Annotated in this window: 16 protein-coding genes; 6 read left to right on the forward strand and 10 right to left on the reverse strand. The window is 73.2% G+C overall.

Annotated elements, in window-relative coordinates; genetic code table 11:
* Positions 1 to 396 precede the first annotated feature (396 nt).
* The 3 genes from ACH4FX_RS03925 (at position 397) to ACH4FX_RS03935 (ending at position 3614) form a co-directional block, all read left to right on the forward strand.
* Positions 397 to 1566, forward strand: coding sequence for a sensor histidine kinase (locus ACH4FX_RS03925; RefSeq protein ID WP_398474846.1), 1170 nt, complete (start codon positions 397 to 399; stop codon positions 1564 to 1566).
* Positions 1563 to 2240, forward strand: coding sequence for a response regulator (locus ACH4FX_RS03930; protein ID WP_398474847.1), 678 nt, complete (start codon positions 1563 to 1565; stop codon positions 2238 to 2240). The genes ACH4FX_RS03925 and ACH4FX_RS03930 overlap by 4 nt, the downstream gene beginning before the upstream one ends.
* Before the next feature lie 132 nt (positions 2241 to 2372).
* Positions 2373 to 3614, forward strand: coding sequence for a phosphodiester glycosidase family protein (locus tag ACH4FX_RS03935; RefSeq protein ID WP_398474849.1), 1242 nt, complete (start codon positions 2373 to 2375; stop codon positions 3612 to 3614).
* 30 nt (positions 3615 to 3644) lie between these two features.
* Here the strand turns inward: ACH4FX_RS03935 and ACH4FX_RS03940 are convergent, their stop codons facing one another.
* On the reverse strand, positions 3645 to 3839 hold the full coding sequence (locus ACH4FX_RS03940; protein WP_030370182.1) for a hypothetical protein: 195 nt from the start codon (positions 3837 to 3839) through the stop codon (positions 3645 to 3647).
* 286 nt (positions 3840 to 4125) lie between these two features.
* Between ACH4FX_RS03940 and ACH4FX_RS03945 the strand changes: the two genes are divergently transcribed.
* Entirely contained in the window at positions 4126 to 4896 is a 771-nt protein-coding gene (locus ACH4FX_RS03945) for a YwiC-like family protein (RefSeq protein WP_398474851.1), read from the forward strand.
* On the opposite strand, the gene ACH4FX_RS03950 is transcribed toward ACH4FX_RS03945, so the two are convergent.
* From ACH4FX_RS03950 to ACH4FX_RS03965, 4 genes are read right to left on the reverse strand one after another with little or no spacing between them, the layout of a single operon-like run.
* Complete coding sequence (locus ACH4FX_RS03950; RefSeq protein WP_398474853.1) at positions 4865 to 5716, reverse strand: ABC transporter ATP-binding protein; 852 nt, start codon at positions 5714 to 5716, stop codon at positions 4865 to 4867. The two genes, ACH4FX_RS03945 and ACH4FX_RS03950, sit on opposite strands and share 32 nt — an antisense overlap.
* Positions 5709 to 6521, reverse strand: coding sequence for an ABC transporter permease (locus ACH4FX_RS03955; RefSeq protein ID WP_398474855.1), 813 nt, complete (start codon positions 6519 to 6521; stop codon positions 5709 to 5711). Before ACH4FX_RS03955 ends, ACH4FX_RS03950 begins: the two co-directional genes overlap by 8 nt.
* Positions 6518 to 7294, reverse strand: coding sequence for an ABC transporter permease (locus ACH4FX_RS03960; RefSeq protein ID WP_398475496.1), 777 nt, complete (start codon positions 7292 to 7294; stop codon positions 6518 to 6520). The genes ACH4FX_RS03955 and ACH4FX_RS03960 overlap by 4 nt, the downstream gene beginning before the upstream one ends.
* 29 nt (positions 7295 to 7323) lie before the next feature.
* Positions 7324 to 8286 carry an ABC transporter substrate-binding protein gene (locus tag ACH4FX_RS03965; protein WP_398474857.1) on the reverse strand — a complete coding sequence of 321 codons (963 nt, stop codon included), beginning with the start codon at positions 8284 to 8286 and terminating at the stop codon, positions 7324 to 7326.
* Between the two features lie 254 nt (positions 8287 to 8540).
* On the opposite strand from ACH4FX_RS03965, the gene ACH4FX_RS03970 reads away from it, so the two are divergent.
* A complete protein-coding gene (locus ACH4FX_RS03970; RefSeq protein WP_398474859.1) occupies positions 8541 to 9752 on the forward strand; it encodes an Ig-like domain-containing protein in 1212 nt (403 codons plus the stop codon).
* A gap of 26 nt (positions 9753 to 9778) precedes the next feature.
* The gene (gene lysX, locus ACH4FX_RS03975) at positions 9779 to 13096 is read left to right on the forward strand and encodes a bifunctional lysylphosphatidylglycerol synthetase/lysine--tRNA ligase LysX (protein WP_398474861.1); all 3318 of its coding nucleotides are present in this window, start codon (positions 9779 to 9781) and stop codon (positions 13094 to 13096) included.
* Between the two features lie 66 nt (positions 13097 to 13162).
* On the opposite strand, the gene ACH4FX_RS03980 is transcribed toward lysX, so the two are convergent.
* Genes ACH4FX_RS03980 through ACH4FX_RS04000 form a run of 5 tightly spaced genes read right to left on the reverse strand, consistent with a single transcriptional unit; the run spans position 13163 to position 19296 of the window.
* The gene (locus ACH4FX_RS03980) at positions 13163 to 14212 is read right to left on the reverse strand and encodes a 2-hydroxyacid dehydrogenase (RefSeq protein WP_398474863.1); all 1050 of its coding nucleotides are present in this window, start codon (positions 14210 to 14212) and stop codon (positions 13163 to 13165) included.
* A gap of 37 nt (positions 14213 to 14249) precedes the next feature.
* Entirely contained in the window at positions 14250 to 14882 is a 633-nt protein-coding gene (locus tag ACH4FX_RS03985; protein WP_398474865.1) for a histidine phosphatase family protein, read from the reverse strand.
* A complete protein-coding gene (locus ACH4FX_RS03990) occupies positions 14879 to 16384 on the reverse strand; it encodes an FGGY-family carbohydrate kinase (RefSeq protein WP_398474867.1) in 1506 nt (501 codons plus the stop codon). Before ACH4FX_RS03990 ends, ACH4FX_RS03985 begins: the two co-directional genes overlap by 4 nt.
* On the reverse strand, positions 16377 to 17978 hold the full coding sequence (locus ACH4FX_RS03995) for an FGGY-family carbohydrate kinase (RefSeq protein ID WP_398474869.1): 1602 nt from the start codon (positions 17976 to 17978) through the stop codon (positions 16377 to 16379). Before ACH4FX_RS03995 ends, ACH4FX_RS03990 begins: the two co-directional genes overlap by 8 nt.
* 13 nt (positions 17979 to 17991) lie before the next feature.
* Entirely contained in the window at positions 17992 to 19296 is a 1305-nt protein-coding gene (locus ACH4FX_RS04000) for an MFS transporter (protein ID WP_398474871.1), read from the reverse strand.
* Positions 19297 to 19472 lie beyond the last annotated feature (176 nt).

A 19472-nucleotide genomic window follows, 5' to 3' on the forward strand; every position in this document is an offset into this window, starting at 1 on the left:
GGTAGCCGATGGGGCATCCGCCACCCGAACAGGTGGCTGCGCGGAGGGGTGCTTCGCAGGTGGCCGGACCGGGATGCGCCCGGCACGCGGCCGGACCGAGGCGCACCTGACGGGTGGCCGAGCCGAGGCACATCTGTCGCCCGGTGGGTCCAACGCACACCTGACGGGTGGCCGAGCCAAGGCACACCTGACATCCCGTGGGACCAACGCCCACCTAAGAACCGGGGGAATCCTGGCACCCCTTCCGGACGGCGGCCCCGCACCCCTTCCGGATGGCGGCCCCGCATCCCCTCCGGACGGCGGCCCCGTATCGCCCCCAAACGGCGAACCCGCATCCCTTCCGGCAGGCACCTCGACCATGTCCTGCTGGGCCTGCTCGCCGTCGTCTGTCTCGCCGTGGCCCTCGCCCTGTACCGCACGATCGCGGTCTCCCCGTACGCGACTCTGCCCGCGCTCGCGGCCGGTGCCGTCGCTCTGGGTGGTCTCGGGTGCCGGACGCGGGCGCGCGCATGGATCGGCGCGGCGACCGCCGGTGCCGGAATCCTGCTGCTCGCCGGGGCTTTCGTCCGGCCGGACCTGGTCGACCGGACGGGCGCGTACTGGCTGCTCGCGGCGTCCGGGATGCTCACCCTGCTGCTGACCGCGACGTTCCGCTGGGCGACACCCCGCCAGACGGTGGCGGGCGCGGTGTGCGCGGGGGCGGCCATCTCCCTGTGGAACCTGTCCCTGATACCGGAGGCTCCCTTCTTCGAACGGCTCGGCATAGCCGCCTTCTGGTCACTGCCAGTCTTCGGCGCGACGGTCGTCGGCGGCTACCCGCGGGCGATGGAGGCCCGCCGACGTCGGGCGGTGCTCGCGGCGCGCCGCGCCCAGCAGCTCGAACTCGCCCACGACCTGCACGACTTCGTCGCCCATGACGTGAGCGGCATCGTGGTCCAGGCGCAGGCGGCCCGGTTCGTCGCCGAACACGACCCGGGCGCGGCGGTCGCGGCGCTGGAGCGGATAGAACGGGCCGGTCTCGGGGCGCTGGCGGCCATCGACCGTACGGTACGCATGCTGCGTACCGCGGACGACGACGGCGCTGAGGCCGCGGGCGGCGTCGGTGAGGTCCCGCACGGCCTCGATGAACTGCCGGGCGTGGTGCAGCGGTTCGGTGACACCGGGCGCACGCGTGCCCGTCTCGGCGTCGCGCCCGGCGTGGCCGGCGCGCTCTCGCGCGAGGCCGCGGCGACGGCGTACCGGGTCGTCGTGGAGGCGCTGACCAACGTCCGCAGGCACGCGCCGGACGCGGTCCTCGCCACCGTCACCGTGGAATCCGCCGGGACGCCGGACCGGCCGGCCGTCGAAGTCCGCGTCACCAACGACTCGCCGCGGCGTACGGACGGTGCCCCGCTGGGCCGCCGGGACCGTGGCGGGCAGGGGCTGCGTCATCTGGCCGAGCGGGTGCGGGCGCTCGGCGGCTCGCTCGACGCCGGGCCGCACGACGGCGGCTGGCGCCTGACCGCTTTCCTCCCCGCCGACTCCTTCACCACTTCCGCCTCCCCCACTTCTGGACCCACACCGTGACCCTGCCGCAGCGACCCGCCTCCCCCACCCGCATCCTCATCGCCGACGACCAGGACGACGTCCGCAGCGGCTTCCGGCTGATCCTCGACTCCCAGCCGGACATGACCGTCGTGGGCACCGCGGCCGACGGTGCCGCCGCCGTCGGACTCGCCCGCTCACTCGCCCCGGACGTCGTCCTCGCCGACATCCGCATGCCCCGCCTCGACGGCCTGGAGGTCACCCGCCTGCTGGCCGGGCCGGAGGCCGCGCACCCGGTGCGGGTCATCGTCGTCACCACCTTCGACCACGACGCGTACGTGCACACCGCGCTGCGCCACGGCGCCTGCGGCTTCCTCCTCAAGCGCTCCGGCCCCGGCCTGCTGATCGAGGGCGTACGGGCCGCGATGGCCGGGGACACGCTGATCAGCCCGCAGGTGACGGTCCGGCTGCTGCGCCGCCTGGCCCCGCCGCCCACGTTGCGCGCCCCGGATCCGCTAACCGACCGGGAGCGGGAGATCGCCCGGCTCGTCGCCCGGGGGCTGACCAACTCCGAGATCGGCGCCGAACTGTTCATCTCCGCGGGTACGGTCAAGACCCACATCGCCAACATCCAGGCCAAGCTGGCGGTCCGCAACCGGGTGGGCATCGCGGCCTGGGCCTGGGAGACAGGGCTGGCCACTCCGGCGTCCGGGTGACGGGGCGGGGCACGGGGCGGGTGACGGGGGCGACACGACGACCGTACGGCGGTTGTACGGATTTCTGATACCTCCGGGCCATAGTGGGCGTCTCGCACCCATGGGACAGTTGCCGGGACGTCTGGGGGGATCGTGAAGAATCGATTCGTTCGCGCACAGGCGGTACTGACGGCGCTCACGGCATGGGGCGTACTGGCCGGCAGCGGGGTGGCCGCCGGGGCCCCGGCGGCCACGGACGGCGGCACCCCGCGCCTGGGGCGGGCGGTCCGCGTCGCCCCGGGAGTGACGTACCGCGCCTTCGATGTGGAGGTGGGGCGGGGCACTGCGCACGGCCACCTCGTGACGGCGGACCTGACCGACCGGCGGGTCACGGTGGACCTGCTGTACCCCGGCGTGGTCGCGGCCCGCTCCCCGGTCTCCCGGCTGGCCGACGCGCGGGCCGCGGTGGCCGCCGTCAACGCGGACTTCTTCAACATCAGCGAGACCCAGCACCCTGGTGTGGAGGCGACCGGCGCCCCGGTGGGCCCGGCCATCGCCGCCGGGCGGCACCTGAAGGCGGCGGTGCCCGACGGCCAGCGCTTCGGCCCGGCCCTGCCGCCCGGCACGAACACCCGCGATGTCATCGGCGTCGGCTACGACCGGCGCGCCCGGCTGGACCGGCTGTCCCTGCGCGGCGCCGTGCTGACCGCGGGCGGCGCGCTCCCGCTCACGGGCCTGAACCAGTACGCGCTGCCGGTGCACGGCATCGGCGCCTTCACCTCCAAGTGGGGGCCCGCCTCGCGGATCCGGGCGACCTGCGGCACGGACACCGACCGCGCGGCGCCGTGCAGCACGGAGACGTACGAGGTCACGGTCCGGCGCGGCCGGGTGACCGAGGTGGCGCAGGTGCCCGGCCGGGGCGGTATCGCCCGCGGCACGACGATGCTCGTCGGCCGGGAGGAGGGCGCCCGGCAGCTGCGCAAGCTGCACATCGGCGACCGGGTCGGGATCGGCCACCGGCTGACCGGCCGGCGGCCCGGACCGCTGCGCTTCGCCGTCGGCGGCTACCCGATCGTCCGCGGCGACGAGCCGCTGCCGGGCCTGGACACCGTCACTCCGGCCGTCCGCACCTCCGCGGGCGTCGGTGCGGGCGGACGCCGCCTGCTGCTGCTCGCGCTGGACGGCGCGCCGGGGCGGGCGGGCATGACCGTACGCGAACTGGCCGACGTGATGGACCGGCTGGGTGCCCGGGACGCGATCAATCTGGACGGCGGCGGCTCGTCCACGCTGGTCACGCGGGAGCCGGGCAGTCCCGGCGCGACGGTGCGCAACCACCCCTCGGGCGGCGCGGAACGGCCGGTGCCGAACGCCATCGGCGTCTTCGCGCGGGGCTGATCCGGCACCGGCGCTCGGCCGGACGAGGTTTCAGGGCCGGACGCTGCTGACCACGTCGGCCGCGCCGGACAGGCCGTTCTGGATGTCCGGTGCCAGGCTGCTGCCCGCCAGGTAGAAACCGAGCAGCATGCAGACGAGGGCATGGGTGAATTTCAGCCGTCCGCTGCGCAGGAAGACGACGGTCAGCACGACGAGCAGCACGACGACCGAGATCGAAATAGCCACGACAAACCTCCTCACCCGCCGCCCGAACGGACGACAACGGGCGCCAGTTTGGCGTATTCCGCTCCTTTTCCCGGGGCTTCGCGGGTGCGCCATACAGGTGATCACTGCGGGTCACCGGGCGGTGTCCGCCGTTTCCGGCCGTATTCCGCGTTCCGTACGGCGGCGGTGCCGGAGGAATTGCCGCCTGTCGCAGGCGGTGCGGAAGGCGTGTCACCCGCGTTTCCGGGACGTTGGTCCCGGACCTTCGGCTGCCCGGACCGGGTTGCGCACCCCATATATTCGTGGCATGAGCACCTCGCGGGGACGGCGTGTACTGCGCCGCTGGATACCGAACCAGCACGGCGCCTGGGCCATGCTGCTCGTGCCGTTCCTGGCGGGCACGCTGCTGGGCGGGTTCGACGGTGCGCACGCCCTGCTGCTGCCCGCGTGGCTGCTGGCCTATTGCACGGCGTTCCACGGCCAGCAATACGTCCGGCTGCGCCGCCTTTCCCGCAATCCCCGCGCGCCGCGCCGCCATCTGGCACCGCTGGCCGGATTCGGGGCGGCTTTCGTGGTGTGTGCCGTACCGCTCGCCGTGGCCCATCCTTGGCTGGTGCTCGCCGCGTTGTGTGCGGCGCCCTTCTTCGCCGTGAATATCGGGTACGCGTACCGCAACAAGGAACGCGCCACGGTCAACGGAATAGCGGCGGTGGTACCCGCCTGCGGAATGCTGCTCGTCGCGTACCGGCTGGGCAGCGGCACGGTCGATTCCGGCGCCTGGCCGGCCGCCGCGGCCTGTCTGCTGTATTTCACCGGGACCGTTCTCTATGTGAAGACGATGATCCGCGAGCGCGGGAGCGAGACCTTCCGGGTGGCGTCGGCCGTCTACCACGGACTGGCGGTGGTGGCCGCCGTGTCACTGGACCCGTGGCTGGCGGTGCCGTTCGTCGTGTTCTTCCTGCGGGCCATGGCGCTGCCCGGGCGCGACCTGCGGGTGGCGGTGGTCGGTGCCGTGGAGGTGCTCTGCTCGGTGCTGTTGCTGGCCTTCATCGTGTGCGGCCATCTGTTTCCCTGCTGAGGCCGCGCGGCTCGGGCGAGGGCTCCGGGTCCCGCCGGGCCGCGTCGGCCTCTCCCGCCGCCCCTTTCGCGTGCTTGATCTGGGCGTAGACGTGCGCGCGCAGCTCGGCGAAGCGCGTGGCGGAGCGGGTGGTGATCTGGTCGCGGGCGGCCGGCAGGTCGACGGAGAGATCCTCCTGGACGACGGTGGGCGCCGCGGACAGCACGACCACCCGCCGCCCCAGGTAGACCGCCTCGTCGATGTCGTGGGTGACCAGCAGCGTCGTCACCCCGAGCCGGCGCCACAGGGTGAGCAGCAGATCCTCCAGCTCGGCGCGGGTCTGCGCGTCCACGGCGGCGAACGGCTCGTCCATCAGGAGCACCTGCGGCTCGTACGCGATGGCGCGGGCGATGGCGACGCGCTGCTGCATGCCGCCGGACAGCTGCCACGGGTGGGCCGCCGCGGCGCCGGACAGGCCGACGGCGGCCAGCGCCCCCTCGACCAGTTCGCGGCGGCGCGGCGCCGGGACCTTCTTCTCGCGCAGCGGGAGTTCGACGTTCTTGCGCACCGTCATCCAGGGGAAGAGGCTGCGCCCGTACTCCTGGAAGACGACGGCCATGCCCGGCGGTGGGCCGGTGACCCGGCGGCCCGCGACCCGCACCTCGCCCGTGGTCGGCGTCAGCACCCCGGCCACGCACTTCAGGAGGGTCGTCTTGCCGCAGCCGGACGGCCCCACGACGCACACCAGGTCGCCGCCGGCCACCTGGAAGTCGATCCGGCGCAGTGCCTCGACGCCGCCGCGCCCCTCGTACGTCTTGCCCAGCCCGGTGATCTCAAGCACGCCGCCCCCGCTCCTCGCCGCGCGCCAAGTGCCAGGCCAGTATGCGGCGTTCGGCGGCCCGGAAGGCGAGCGAGAGGCCGAATCCGAGCAGGCCGAGGACGACGATGCCGCTCCACATCTCGGGGATGGCGAAGCCGCGCTGGAAGAGGACGACGGTGTGGCCGAGGCCCGAGGTGCTGGCGAACATCTCCCCGATGACCATGAGGATGATGCCGATGGACAGGGCCTGCCGCAGGCCCGCCATGATCTGCGGGCCTGCGCCGGGCAGGACGAGGTGGCGCAGCCGGGCGGCTCCGCGCAGCCCGAAGCAGCGGCCGGTGTCGGCCAGCACCTCGTCCACGGCGCGTACGCCCTCGACCGTGTTGAGCAGGACGGGCCACACACAGCCGGAGACGATGACCAGCACTTTCATCATGGTGTCCAGGCCGGCGAGCAGCATGATGAGCGGGACGAGGACGGGTGGCGGTACGGCGCGGAAGAACTCCAGGACCGGCTCGGCGGCGGCGCGCAGGGTGCGCGAGGAGCCGATGGCCACGCCGAGGCCGACACCGAGCAGCCCCGCCAGCACGTAGCCGGTGAGCAGCCGGCCGATGCTGGGCAGCACGTCCTCGGTGATCCGGGCCGAGAACCACACCTCGGTGAAAGCGGTGGCGACCCGGCCGGGCGTCGGCAGGTAGAAGCTGGGACTGGCGGAGCTGTAGGCCCACCAGCCGAGGATCAGCAGGACGGGCAGGCCGAGGACGCGCAGCAGGCGCAGGCCCGCGCGCCGCAGCGGCCCGGTACGGCGCTCCCCCGCCGCGTTCACCGCGGCACCTCGCCGCGTACGGCCGGGTGCCAGGCCAGCACCCGGCGCTCCACCGCGCGCACCGCCGCGTTCACGGTGACCCCGACCAGCCCGGCCAGCACGATCAGCGCGTAGACCTCGGTGACCGCGCCGCCGGACTGCGCCAGCTGGATGCGCAGCCCCAGCCCGGGGCTGCCGATGACGAGTTCGGCGGTGACGGCGAGGATGAACGCCACCGCGGCGGCCAGCCGCACACCCGTCATCACGTACGGCAGGGCGGTCGGCCAGACCAGGTGGCGCAGGCAGGTCCAGCGGCCGAGGCGGTAGCTGCGGGCGGTCTCCCGGGCGACCGGGTCCACGTCGGCCACGCCGTACAGCACCTGGATGAGCACCTGCCAGAACGAGGCGTAGACCACGAGGAGCAGGGTGGAGCCGGTCTCCGCGCCGAAGAGCAGGGTGGCCAGCGGGATCAGCGCCACGGACGGGATGGGGCGCAGGAACTCGATGGTGGAGGCGGTGGCGGCGCGCAGCCCCGGTACGGCGTCGATGAGCACGCCGAGGACGATGGCCAGGCAGCAGGCGAGGGCCAGCCCGACGGCCCAGGACCGCATGGTCTCGCCGAGCGCCGTCCACAGGTCCGCGTCGCCCAGCTCGGTGGCCAGGCGGCGCAGCACGGCGGTGGCCGGCGGCAGGTGACGCGGGTCGATCAGGCCGAGCCGGGGCACCGCCTCGGCGACGGCGAACAGGCACGCCAGGCCCGCGAGCCCGAGGCCGGTGGCGCGCGCCGCGCTCATCGGCGCCCCGGCGCGCGCCCCGCGGCCGGTCACGGCAGCAGTGCGCCGACGTCGGCGGGCCGCTTGAGGACGCCGTCCTTACGGGCCAGGTCGGCGACGGTCTGCACGGACGCGCGGTTGATCTCGGTGGGCCACTTCGGCAGCACGATCCGCTTGATCACCGAGGGCGGGATCTTGGTGTACCTGCCGAGTTCCTCGCGGACCGCCTCCGGGTGGGCCCGGGCGTGGGCGAGGGCGTCGTTGATGGCGGCCGTGAAGCGTTTGACCAGGTCCGGATTGTCGTGGAGCAGCTTTTCGCTGGTGAAGTACATGGCGACGGTGAGGTTGTCGACGGCTTCGGCGAAGGGCCAGCACACGTCGTGGGCCCCCTGGTCGATGGCCTGGGTCTGGAAGGGCTCCACCGTCCAGATGGCGTCCACTCGGCCGGCGGCGAGCGCGGCGGGCATGTCCGGCAGCGGGATCTCGGTGAACCTGAGCTTGCCGGGGTCGCCGCCGGCCCGGCGGACGGCGCCCCGGATGGTGGTGTCGCCGATGTTCTTGAGCTGGTTGACGGCGATGGTGCGGCCGGGCAGGTCCTTGGCCGACTTGATGGGGCTTCCCTTGGGCACGAGGACGGCGCTGTAGTCCTTGCCGGGTGCCGCCTGCCCGGTGGAGGCGACGCCGTTGGCCACGGCCTTCAGCGGCAGTCCCTGTTCGCGTGCGGTGAGCAGGGTGGTGGTGTTGCTGAAGGCGAAGTCGAACTGGCCGCTGACGACGCCGGAGGCGCTGAACGCGCCGCCCTGGACCGGCGTGATCTTCGCGTTGATGCCGTGCCGGGCGAAGAAGCCGTGCGACCGGGCGAGGTGGACCGGGGCGGTGTCGACGATGGCGAGCGCGCCGATCTCGATGCTGTCCGGCCCGTCGCCGCCCGGCCCGGAGCCGTCGTTCCCGCACGCCGTGAGGGTGAGGAGGAGTGCTGCTGCTGCCGCCACGGCAGCCCGTAAGCGATACACCCGGGAACCGTAGGGGCGGGAGGGAGCGTCGTCAACGGTGCGGGACGAAGGAGCCGACAGGAGACGAGCGAGCCGGGAGGGGAGCCGACGGGCAGGCACACCGGACACACCACACACGGATCACGCCACCGCGCGGACACGCCGCGCGGTGGCGGCGCGGCGTGTCGTGGATCACGTCACGCACCGCAACGAAATGCAGGTGGTTCGCGTCTTAGCGGCCGACATCCGCCGGACCGTACTCGGAAAGCGCCCCCATGAGTCCTGCTCCCGCCCCGCACCGCCACCGGCCGCCGCGCTCCGCGCGGGCCGTGCTGGCGCTGGTGCCGCTGCTCGGCATCGGCGCGCTGACCGCCTGCGGAGGCCCCGCGGCGTCCGCGTCGAAGGGTCCTGCGGTACGGGTGTCGCTGGGCGCGGCGAACGGCATGAAGACCGTGCAGGCGGGCGACAGACTGCGGGTCAGCGCGGACGGCGGCAGCCTGACCAAAGTGGTGGTGAGCGACCCGAAGGGCCGGCGGCTGCCCGGCGGGCTCGGCGACGGCGGCCGGGTGTGGATCTCGCACGAGCCGACCGCGCCGGACACCAAGTACTCGGTCGCAGCCGAGGCCAGGAACGCGCAGGGCGGCACGAACGAGGTCAAGGAGTCGCTGACCACCGCCAAGGCGGACAAGCTCAACAAGGTCGTGCTGAACCCCGGCTCGCAGGGCGCGACCGTCGGTGTCGCCCAGCCCGTTACGATCACCTTCGACTTCCCGGTGACCGACAAGGCCGCCGTGGAGAAGCACCTGAAGGTCACCACCGACAACGGCACACCGGGTGCGTGGGGCTGGGTCAAGGACCACTCCGGCAAGGACCGGGTGGACTGGCGGCCGAAGGAGTACTGGAAGCCGGGTACCAAAGTCGGTCTCCGCGCCGACCTGAACGGCGTGGACTCCGGCGGCGGCCGCTACTTCGCCAAGGACTACGACCTGAACTTCACCATCGGCGCCCGGCACGTGATCGAGGTCGACCTGGACAGCAAGCACCTGACGTTCACCGAGAACGGAAAGGAGGTGAAGGACATGCCTTTCTCCGCCGGCCGGCCGGACGCGCAGCACTCCGCCCGGACGGGCGTCTTCCCGCTCCTGGCGAAGGAGGGCACGATCACCATGAACTCCGGGACCGCGGGAGCGGGTGACGCGCACGGCAGGACCGTGCGCGACGCCATGAAGCTCACCGACTCCGGCACGTACGCGCACGCGGCGCCGTGGAACGCCGGACAGGTGGACCGCGCCGACGACGGTTTCGGCTGCATCGGGCTGGCCGACGACGACGCCGACTGGCTCTACGCCAGGGTCCGCGTCGGCGACCCGTTCGAGGTCACCGGTTCCTCCGTACGAGGGAGGGCGGCCCAGGACGACCGTCTCGGGGACTGGATGGTCGACTGGCCACAGTGGCAGAAGAAGAGCGCCCTCCCATCGAGCAGCTGACCCCTTACAGAGCCTAGTGTGACGGAATGAGCACCGTGCAGGACCAGGACCAAATAACGGCGTGGGCGCGTTTTCGCCGCCGCGTGCCCAACGGCTTCGCCATCTTCTTCAGCCTTCTGGGGCTGTTCTGCGCCGTCACGGCGCTGATCGGGCCGCTGCGACGCGCCCTGAAACCGGTCATCTACTGGCTGGACACCCTGACCATCGTGGTCGAACCGAACCTCGCGTACGCGGTGTTCCTGTTCCTGCTGGCCGCGGCCATGACCGCGCGCAAACGGGTCGCCCTGTGGTTCGCCGTCGTCTACATGGTGCTGGTGACGCTGACGGACGCGATCCTCGTGGCGGACGGCTACCTGGAGTACCTCTTCTCCCTGGTGCTGTGCGGGGCAGCGCTGGTCCTGCTGCTGGTCGCACACCGCGAGTTCTACGCGATCACCCGGCGGGGTGCGTTCTGGCGCGCCGCCGGCGTGCTGGTCGCGGGGCTCGCGGTGGCGATCCTCGTCGGCTGGGGCCTGGTGTCCCTCTTCCCGGGCAGCCTGGAGCACGGCGCCGACAGCCGGCTGCTGTGGGCGGCCGACCGGGTCTGCGGCGGTCTGCTCAGCGGCCGGCAGTTCCACGGGCACCCGCCGCACTGGGTGATCTTCCTGCTCGGCCTGTTCGGCGCGGTGGCGCTGCTGAACGCGGCCCTGACCCTCTTCCGGTCGCAGCGCATGGAGGCCGCGCTGCACGGTGACGAGGAGACCCGGATCCGGGCGCTGCTGGCCCGCTACGGCGGCCGGGACTCGCTCGGCTACTTCGCCACCCGCCGCGACAAGGCCGTGGTCTTCTCCCCCAGCGGCAAGGCCGCCGTCACCTACCGCGTGGAGGCCGGCGTCTGCCTGGCCAGCGGTGACCCGGTCGGCGACCGCGAGGCGTGGGGCCCGGCCATCGAGGAGTGGCTGAAGGTCGCCGGGCGCTACGGCTGGCAGCCGGCCGTCATGGGCGCGAGTGAGGACGGCGCCAAGGCGTTCGCGCGCAGCGGCCTGAGCGCGCTGCAGCTCGGTGACGAGGCGATCCTGCACGTCAAGGACTTCGACCTGGACGGCCGCGAGATGCGGGTGACCCGCCAGGCCGTCAACCGCGTCGAGCGCTCCGGCGCCACCTTCCGGGTCCGCCGGCACTCCGAGCTGTCCGACGCGGAAATGCAGGAGGTCATCCACCGGGCCGACGCCTGGCGCGACACCGAGACCGAGCGCGGCTTCTCGATGGCGCTGGACCGGCTCGGCGACCCGGAGGACGGGGACTGCCTGCTGGCCGAGGCGTTCGACGGTGACGGCAACATGATCGCGCTGCTGTCGTTCGTGCCGTGGGGCAAGGACGGCATCTCGCTGGACGTGATGCGCCGCGACCGCAGCGCCCCGAACGGCGTGATGGAGTACATGGTCGCGCAGCTGTGCGCCCACGCGGGCCCGCTCGGTGTGCGCCGCATCTCGCTGAACTTCGCGGTCTTCCGGTCCGCCTTCGAGGAGGGTGCCCGCATCGGTGCGGGTCCGGTCCTGAAGGTCTGGCGCAAGCTGCTGCTGTTCTTCTCCAAGTGGTGGCAGCTGGAGGCGCTGTACCGCTCCAACGCGAAGTACAACCCCGAGTGGTACCCGCGCTTCCTGTGCTACGCGGACACCGGCGCCCTGGCCCGCATCGGCCTGGCCTCCGGCATCGCCGAGGGCTTCGTGGCCGTACCGAGCCTGGGCAAGCTGTGGGGCAAGGGCCGCAAGAAGCGCGTCCTCGCCCCGGCCAGCACCGCCAACCTGCCGTCGCTGGACGAGCTGGGCCTGGTGGAGCATCCCCCGGCGAGCGAGGAGGAGCTGCACGAGCGGGAGCTGGCGGCGCTGCCGGAGCAGGTACGCGTGCGGCACCGCAAGCTGGAGCGGCTGCGCGCGGAGGGCACCGACCCGTACCCGGTCGGTGTGCAGCGCACCCACACGCTCGGCGACGTCCGTGACGAGCACCCGGACCTGGAGTCCGGTACGCGCACGGGCAAGGTCGTACGCATCGCCGGCCGGGTGCTGCTCACCCGCGACCACGGCGGTGTGCTCTTCGCCGTGCTGCGCGACTGGTCGGGCGACCTCCAGGTCGCGCTGACCCGGGAGGGCACCGGCGCCGAGGAGCTGGCGCGGTTCGGCTCCGACATCGACCTGGGCGACCACATCGAGGCCGAGGGCGAGGTCGGCGCGAGCGACCGCGGCGAGCTGACGGTCTTCGTCACCCACTGGCGGCTGACGGCCAAGTGCCTGCGCCCGCTGCCCGACAAGCGGCGCGGTCTGTCGGACCCGGAGGCCAAGGTCCGCCAGCGCTACGTGGACCTCGTCGTCTCGCCCGACTCGCGGGACAACCTGCGGGCGCGCAGCACCGCGGTGCAGGCGCTGCGCCAGGGTCTGATCGAGCGCGGCTACCTGGAGGTCGAGACGCCGATGCTCCAGCAGATCCACGGTGGCGCCAACGCGCGTCCGTTCCAGACCCACATCAACGCCTACGACCTCGACCTGTACCTGCGCATCGCGCCCGAGCTGTACCTGAAGCGGCTGTGCGTGGGCGGCATGGAGAAGGTCTTCGAGATGGGGCGCACGTTCCGCAACGAGGGCATCTCCTACAAGCACAACCCCGAGTTCACGATGCTGGAGGCGTACCAGGCGTTCGCCGACTACGACGTGATGCTCGACCTGACCCGGGAGCTGATCCAGGGCGCGGCCGTCGCCGCGTTCGGCAGCGCCACCGCCCGCAAGGCGGACGCGAACGGCCGGCTCGTGGAGCACGACATCTCGGGCATCTGGCCGGTCAAGACGGTCTACGGCGCGATCTCCGAGGCGCTGGGCGAAGAGGTCGACGCGGACACGGAGCCGGAGGCGCTGCGCCGGCTGTGCCTGCGGTCCGGGGTGCCGGTGAAGCCGGAGATGGGCCGCGGGGACATCGTCCTGGAGATGTACGAGCGGCTGGTCGAGGAGAAGACCACGCTGCCCACCTTCTACAAGGACTTCCCCACCGACGTCTCGCCGCTGACCCGTCAGCACCGCAAGGACCCGCGGCTCGCCGAGCGCTGGGACCTGGTGGCCTTCGGTACGGAGCTGGGCACCGCCTACTCGGAGCTGACCGACCCGGTCGAGCAGCGGCGCCGGCTGACCGCCCAGTCGCTGCTGGCGGCGGGCGGCGACCCGGAGGCCATGGAGCTGGACGAGGACTTCCTCCAGGCCCTCGAATACGCGATGCCGCCGACCGGTGGTCTGGGCATCGGTGTGGACCGCCTCGTCATGTTCCTCACCGGTCTGTCGATCCGCGAGACGCTGCCGTTCCCGCTGGTACGGCGCCGGTAGGCACCTGACGCGAGAGGGCCGTCCCCAGCCGGGGGCGGCCCTTTCGCCGTACCGGGAGCGGGCGGGTCAGCCGCCCAGCACCGCCGGGTTGGCGCAGTGCGCGAGCGGCTCGCCGCGCAGGAAGCGGGCGGCTTCGGCGGCGACCATGCGGGCGGCCTTGTGGGCGACCTGGCGGCTGCCGCCCGCGATGTGCGGGGTGAGCACGACGCCGGGCGCGGTCAGCAGGCGGGAGCCGGCCGGGACCGGCTCCTCGGGGAAGACGTCGAAGCCGGCGGCCCGCAGCTGTCCCGACTCCAGCGCGTCGCAGACCGCCTCGTAGTCCAGGAGCGCGCCGCGGGCGCAGTTCACCAGGACGGAGCCGTGCGGCATGGCGGCGAGCTGGGCGCGGCCGATCATGCCACGGGTCTCCTCGGTGAGGCGGGCGTGCAGGGAGACGATGCGCGAGCGGCTCAGCAGTTCGTCCAGGCCGACCTGTTCGGCGATGCCCGCCGGTGCCTCGGGGGCGGCGTACGGGTCGTGGACGAGGACGTGCGCGCCCATGGCGGCGAGCACCTTGGCGACCCGGCTGCCGATCGCCCCGTAGCCGATCAGGCCGACGGTGGTGCCCTCGATCTCGATGCCGCACTTGTCGTAGTCGTAGTAGTCGCCGCGCCACACGCCCTGGCGCAGGTCGGTGTGGGTGTCGCCGACGCCGCGGGCGGCGGCGAGCAGGAGGGTCAGGGTGTGTTCGGCGGTGGCGGTGGCGTTGCGGCCGGGGGCGTAGCAGACGGCGACGCCGTGCCGGGTGGCGGCTTCCAGGTTGGCGTTGACCGGGCCGCCGCGGCCGACGCAGAACAGTTCCAGGTCGGGGCAGTGGGCGAGGATGCGCTCGGTGAGCGCGGCGTGTTCGGTGACGCAGATGCGGACGCCCTGGAGCGCCTCGATGAGCTGGTCCTCGGTGCCGGACGCCTCGTCGACCTCGGCGACCTTGCCGAGCGGGGTGTGCGGCCAGGGCAGTTGCAGCTCCCGGATCGCGTCGGCGGGCACCGCGCCGCCGGTGGCCTCGCGGACCGCCTCGGTGAGCAGGCTCGGGAGGATGAAGTGGTTGCCGGCGGCGAGGACGGTGGGGCTGCTCATGGGGGTGTTTCTCCTGGGGTGTACGGGTCGGTACGGGTCAGCGCAGCGGCGCGGTGGCCGGGGCGGGTGTGGCGGGGGCGTTCAGGCGCAGCAGCGCCGCCTGGCCGTCGCGGATGCGCAGTTCGGTCAGGGCGCCGTTGAGGAGCTGCGGGAAGACGCGCCGGTAGTCGGTGAGCGGGATGCCCAGCAGGTGGCAGAGCAGGACCCGGACGAGCGTGGAGTGCGCGACGATCAGGACCCGGCCGTCCGGGTGAGCGCGGCCGATGTCGGCGAGGCAGTCGGCGGCGCGCGCGGCGGCGGCCCGCGGGTCCTCACCGCCGGGCAGGTGGTGGCCCACCGGGTCGGCGAGGAACTGCTCCAGCTGCTGCGGGAAGCGCTCGCGCATCTCCGCCTTGGTCAGCCCCTCGCCGCGGCCGAAGTCCACCTCGTAGAGGCGTGCGTCGATGTGCGGGGTCAGCCCGCAGGCCGCGGCGGCGGGTGCGGCGGTACGGCGGGCGCGGGACAGCGGGGAGCACCAGACGGCGTCCAGGCCCGCGGTGGCGGCCCACTCGGCGAGCGCCGCCGCCTGCTCCTCGCCGCGGCCGGTCAGCGCCACGTCGGTGAGCCCGGCGTAGCGGTTCTCGGCGTGCCACTCGGTCTCGCCGTGGCGTACGAGGATGAAGTCGGTCACGGTGCGGCCCTCCTGCGGGCGTGGTCGGCCACGGTCTGGTCGAGCCAGCCACGGCGGGTCAGTGCGTCGAGGAAGCGGAGGTAGGCGGGGAGCAGGCGGGCGGTACGGGCCGGGTCGGGCGTGACGGGGGCGCCGGTGCGGACCATGGCCGCGGCGGCCTCCTGGAGGGGGACGCCGCCGGAGGCGGCGGCGAGCACGGCCATGCCGAGGGCGCCTTCGGCCTGTTCGGGCAGGTGGACGGGGCGTCCGAGCAGGTCGGCGCGCAGCTGCGACCAGTACGCGTTGCGGGCGCCGCCGCCGGTGAAGGTGAGCGGCCCGTCCACGGGCGCGCCGAGGTGGTCGAGGTAGTCGAAGCAGAGGCGTTCGACGCAGGCGACGCCGAGCAGGCCGGCGTGGAACTGCTGGGCGCGGGTGGGGACGTCGCCGAGCGTGAAGGGCTCGGCGTCGGGTGCGCGGAAGGGGAAGCGTTCGCCGCCCGCCGATACGAGGGGGTAGGTGACGGCGTCCCAGTCCCGGCCGTCACGCCGGGCCTGTGCGGTGAGCGCGTCGAGGTCGTCGCCGTTCTCCGGGGTGAAGTGCCGTGCGATGACGCCCGCGCCGGAGCTGGAGGCGCCGCCGGGCAGCCAGGTGCCGTCCGGTCCGCGGTGGCAGTAGACGACGCCGTGCGGGTCGCGGATCAGGTGCGGGCTGACGCCTTTGAGGACGAGTGTGGTGCCCAGCACCGAGTTCCAGGCGCCGGGCGCGAGGGCGCCGGCGCCGATCTGGGCGGCGCAGCCGTCGGTCATCCCGGCGACGACGGCGGTGCCTTCGGGGATGCCGGTGGCTTCGGTGGCTGCGGCGCAGACCGTACCGAGGACGGTGCCGGGCCGTACGACCTGCGGCAGTACGCGTTCGGGCACACCGAGCCGGGCCAGCTCCGCGGACGGCCAGCGCTCGTCGGCGAGGTGGTAGCCGGTCTTGAGGGCGTGGCTGGCGTCGGACGGGACCTGCCGTCCGGTCAGCCGCCAGGTGATGAGGTCGGGCTGGTGCAGCAGCAGGGCCCGGTCGCCGAGGCCGGGGTCCTGTTGCAGCAGCCAGAGCAGTTTGGGCAGCGCCCAGGAAGGCTGCATGCTGCGGTAGCCGAGGTCCTGCCACACCGCTCCCCCGGCCTCGTTGACGGCCGCGGCCTGTTCGGCGGCGCGGCCGTCGTCGTACATGAGCCCCGGGGTGAGCGGCGTGCCGTCGAAGTCGGCGAGGAGGATCGTGCCGGAGGTGGCGTCGAGGGCCAGACCGCGTACCCGGGCCGGGTCGATCCCGGCGAGGGCCTCGCGGCAGGCGGCGGACAGCGCGCTCCACCACTGCTCGGGCTGCTGCTCGTGGCGCCTGCCGTCGCGGTGGCTCGTCAGCGGCCGGGAGGCGGCGGCGAGCAGTTGCCCGGTGCCGTCCACGGCAACGCAGCGCGCGCTCTGCGTACCGAGGTCGAGACCGAGCCAGACGGCGTCGGCGGTCAGGGCGTCAGACACGGTGAGGGGCTCCTTGGGCGCGGGGTTCGGGTGGTGCGGCTATCTGCCGCGGGAGGACCGGGGGCCGGTCAGGGGTTTCGGGCGCATCGCGCGCGCTCCTTCCGGCTCCGGGGCGCCAGCCCGCCTCGCGGGCGAAGGCGCGCCAGTGCAGGAAGTCCTCGTACAGTGCCGCGTACTGGTCGGTACGCTCCGGGTCGGGCTCCCAACTGGCGCGCATCCGCACGTATTTCGAGGCCGCGCTGTGCATGCTGGACTCGGCGCCGGACAGCACCAGGCCGGTGAGGAAGGCGCCCTTGGCACCCAGTTCGGTGTCGCCGGAGCGGGCGGTCGGCACGCCCGTCGCATCGGCGATGAGCGCGCACCACGCGTCGCTGTTGGCACCGCCGCCGCACAGGCGCAGCTCGGTGACCTCCGTACGGGAGGCGAGCAGCGAGTCGCGCAGTGCCAGCGAGAGGCCGTCGAAGACCGCGCGGGCCATGTCGGCGCGGGTGTGTTCCAGGGACAGGCCCCAGAACCCGCCGCGGGCGTGCGCGTCGAGGAACGGTGCCCGCTCACCCGCCGGGGAGAGGTACGGCAGGAACATCAGCCCGCGCGCGCCCGGTTCCGACTCGAAGGCCAGCCGGGCCAGTTCCGGCGGCCCGGACAGGTGCAGGGTGCGCGCGGCCCAGCCGAGGACCTCGGCGCCGTTGAGGGTCGGGAAGGCGCGCAGGACGCGTTCCCGGCCGCGGTAGGCGATGGTGATGCCGGCCGGCTCGCCGGTGGTGTCCACGCTCGTACGGACGATCTCCGTGCACAGCGTGGTGCCGAGGATGCTGCACGCCTGCCCGGGGTTGACCACGCCGACGCCGCGCGCCGTGGCGGCGATGTCGTACGGGGCCATCACGACCGGCAGTCCGGCGGGCAGGCCGAGCTGTCCGGCGGCCTCGGCGGTCATCTCGGCGATCCGCTCGTGCTCGCCCAGCACCTTCGGCAGCAGCCGCTCGTACCCGGTCAGGCCGAAGAGATCGAGGAGGTACGGGTCGTACGCGCCGGTGGTGTGGTCGAGGAAGGGCGCCGAGGCGTCCGACTCGTCGATGGCGGTGACGCCGGTCAGCCGCAGGAAGAGCCAGCCGGCGGCGGTGAGCGCGGAGCGGGAGCGGGCCAGCCGGTCCGGGTCGTGCCGGGCCAGCCAGGCGAAGATCGCGTTGGGCATGCCGGCGCAGGTCAGCGAGCCGTTGCGGCGGAAGGCGGCCTCCAGTACGCCGTCCCGCTGCCACCGGCCGAGCAGGTCGCCCGCGCGGCCGTCGGACCACAGGATCGCGGGCCCGGTGGGGCGGCCCCGGTCGTCGACGAGCCAGGCTCCGTCGCCCTGCGCGGTGAAGGAGACCAGCCACACCGGGTCGGCGGGGCCGGGGCGGGCGGCGAGTTCGGACAGCGCGTTGCGGACGGTGAAGACGACGGCGTTCCAGACGGCGTCCATGTCCTGCTCGGCCCAGCCGGGGCGGGGGCGCAGCACTTCGGTGGCGAGCCGGGAGACGGCGGTCTCCCGGCCGCGGTCGTCGAAGACCACGGACTTGATCATCGTGGTGCCGACGTCGATGGTCAGTACGGACATCAGGTGCGTCCTTTCACGCCGCCGACGGGGCGGACGGCGCGGCGGCGGTTCTCGCCGGTGCCGTGCCCGGCTCGTCCGGCAGCTTCAGGAAGACGGTGAGCGCGGTACCGACCGCGTACATCCCCGCGAAGATCCAGACCACCCCTTCGACGCCGAGCGGCCCGGCGAAGGCCGCGACGACGGCCGGTCCGACGAAGGTGCTGGCGCCCGCGCCCAGGTTGAGCGCGGCCAGCGCCTGGCCCTTGTGCCGCGGTTCGAGGGAGGGCATCAGTGCCGATATCGGGACGTACCCTGCCAGCGTAGCGCCGTAGAAGGCGGCGACCACCAGGGCCGGACCGAAGTTGGCGCCCGCCGCCTGCGGTACGTAGAACAACAGCAGCGTGCTGACCGTGCACCCGCCGCCGCCGAACCAGGCGATGGTGCGGCGCCAGCCGAACCGGTCGCCGAGCACGCCGCACAGCAGATTGGCGGCGATGTTGGTGGCGAACATGGCGCTGAGCAGGTGCAGCCACTGGGTGAGGCTGAAGCCGACGGTGCGGGTGAAGTGCACCGGCATGATGACGAAGAAGCCGAACTGCGAAGCCGTGTTGATGGTCCGTACGAGGGCGCCGGTGCCCACCCGGGGGTTGCGCCACAGGATGGTGATGCTGCCGGCCAGGGTCGCCAGCGGGCCGTCGCCCTCGGCGCGCGGACGCTTGCCGCCCTGGTCGTCACGGACCAGCAGGAGAGCGGTCAGACCGCCGACGGCGACCAGGACGAGGGCGGCCCACAGCGTGGCGTACGCGCCGATGTGCGGGATGAGGCCGCCGGCCACCAGTGAGCCGAGGGTGGGCAGGCCGCCGGTGAAGGCGAACCAGAACCAGCCCATGGCGGTGCCGAGCCGGGCCCGCGGCGCGACCCCGGCGATCCAGACGAGGAACCCGTAGGCGAACAGCGGGTAGCCCAGCCCGCGCAGGCCGTAGCCCAGCATCATCAGCGGGTAGTTCGCCGACGGGACGGCCGCCGCGAGGAAGACCACCTGGAAGCCGCCCCAGATGGCGAGTCCGGCCCACATGACGCGGCGCGGGCCCCACAGCTCGGACAGCGCACCGGAGAGCCAGGCGGCCACGCCGGCCGCGATGCCGTAGACGGTGAACAGCAGCGCCACCCGGTGCTCCGGGACGCCCTGGTCGATCAGGAACGGCGAGAGGTAGCCGGACTCGACCCCGTCCCCGATCATGAACAGGAGCAGCCCCAGGTAGCCGCGGGCAAGGGTCGGCGGGATGCCCAGACGGGTGGTCGCCCGTGTGATCGGCGAACTCGGGAGAGGGTTCTTCATCGAATCTCCCCTTTCTACGGCGGCAGGCGGTGGCAGGGGCCTGCGGAGCGGACGGAGCCGATGCAACAGTCCGGCCGAAACCATGGTCAATGGTGGCCGGAAATCTTCGCACCGGGCCGGTGGCCTGCCGTGTTGCGTCGTACCGGAACCGCCGGTGGACGCCGCGTCCGGCGCGC

It is taken from the genome of Streptomyces sp. NPDC018019, from assembly GCF_044327805.1.
Lineage (GTDB): Bacteria > Actinomycetota > Actinomycetes > Streptomycetales > Streptomycetaceae > Streptomyces.

What these genes read in the sequence shown, in the direction of transcription:
- ACH4FX_RS03945 (WP_398474851.1), top strand. Translation starts at nt 4,126, where the DNA reads ATGAGCACCTCGCGGGGACGGCGTGTACTGCGCCGCTGGATACCGAAC.
- ACH4FX_RS03960 (WP_398475496.1), bottom strand. Translation starts at nt 7,294, where the DNA reads ATGAGCGCGGCGCGCGCCACCGGCCTCGGGCTCGCGGGCCTGGCGTGC.
- ACH4FX_RS03970 (WP_398474859.1), top strand. Translation starts at nt 8,541, where the DNA reads ATGAGTCCTGCTCCCGCCCCGCACCGCCACCGGCCGCCGCGCTCCGCG.
- lysX (WP_398474861.1), top strand. Translation starts at nt 9,779, where the DNA reads ATGAGCACCGTGCAGGACCAGGACCAAATAACGGCGTGGGCGCGTTTT.
- ACH4FX_RS03980 (WP_398474863.1), bottom strand. Translation starts at nt 14,212, where the DNA reads ATGAGCAGCCCCACCGTCCTCGCCGCCGGCAACCACTTCATCCTCCCG.
- ACH4FX_RS03995 (WP_398474869.1), bottom strand. Translation starts at nt 17,978, where the DNA reads ATGTCCGTACTGACCATCGACGTCGGCACCACGATGATCAAGTCCGTG.
- ACH4FX_RS04000 (WP_398474871.1), bottom strand. Translation starts at nt 19,296, where the DNA reads ATGAAGAACCCTCTCCCGAGTTCGCCGATCACACGGGCGACCACCCGT.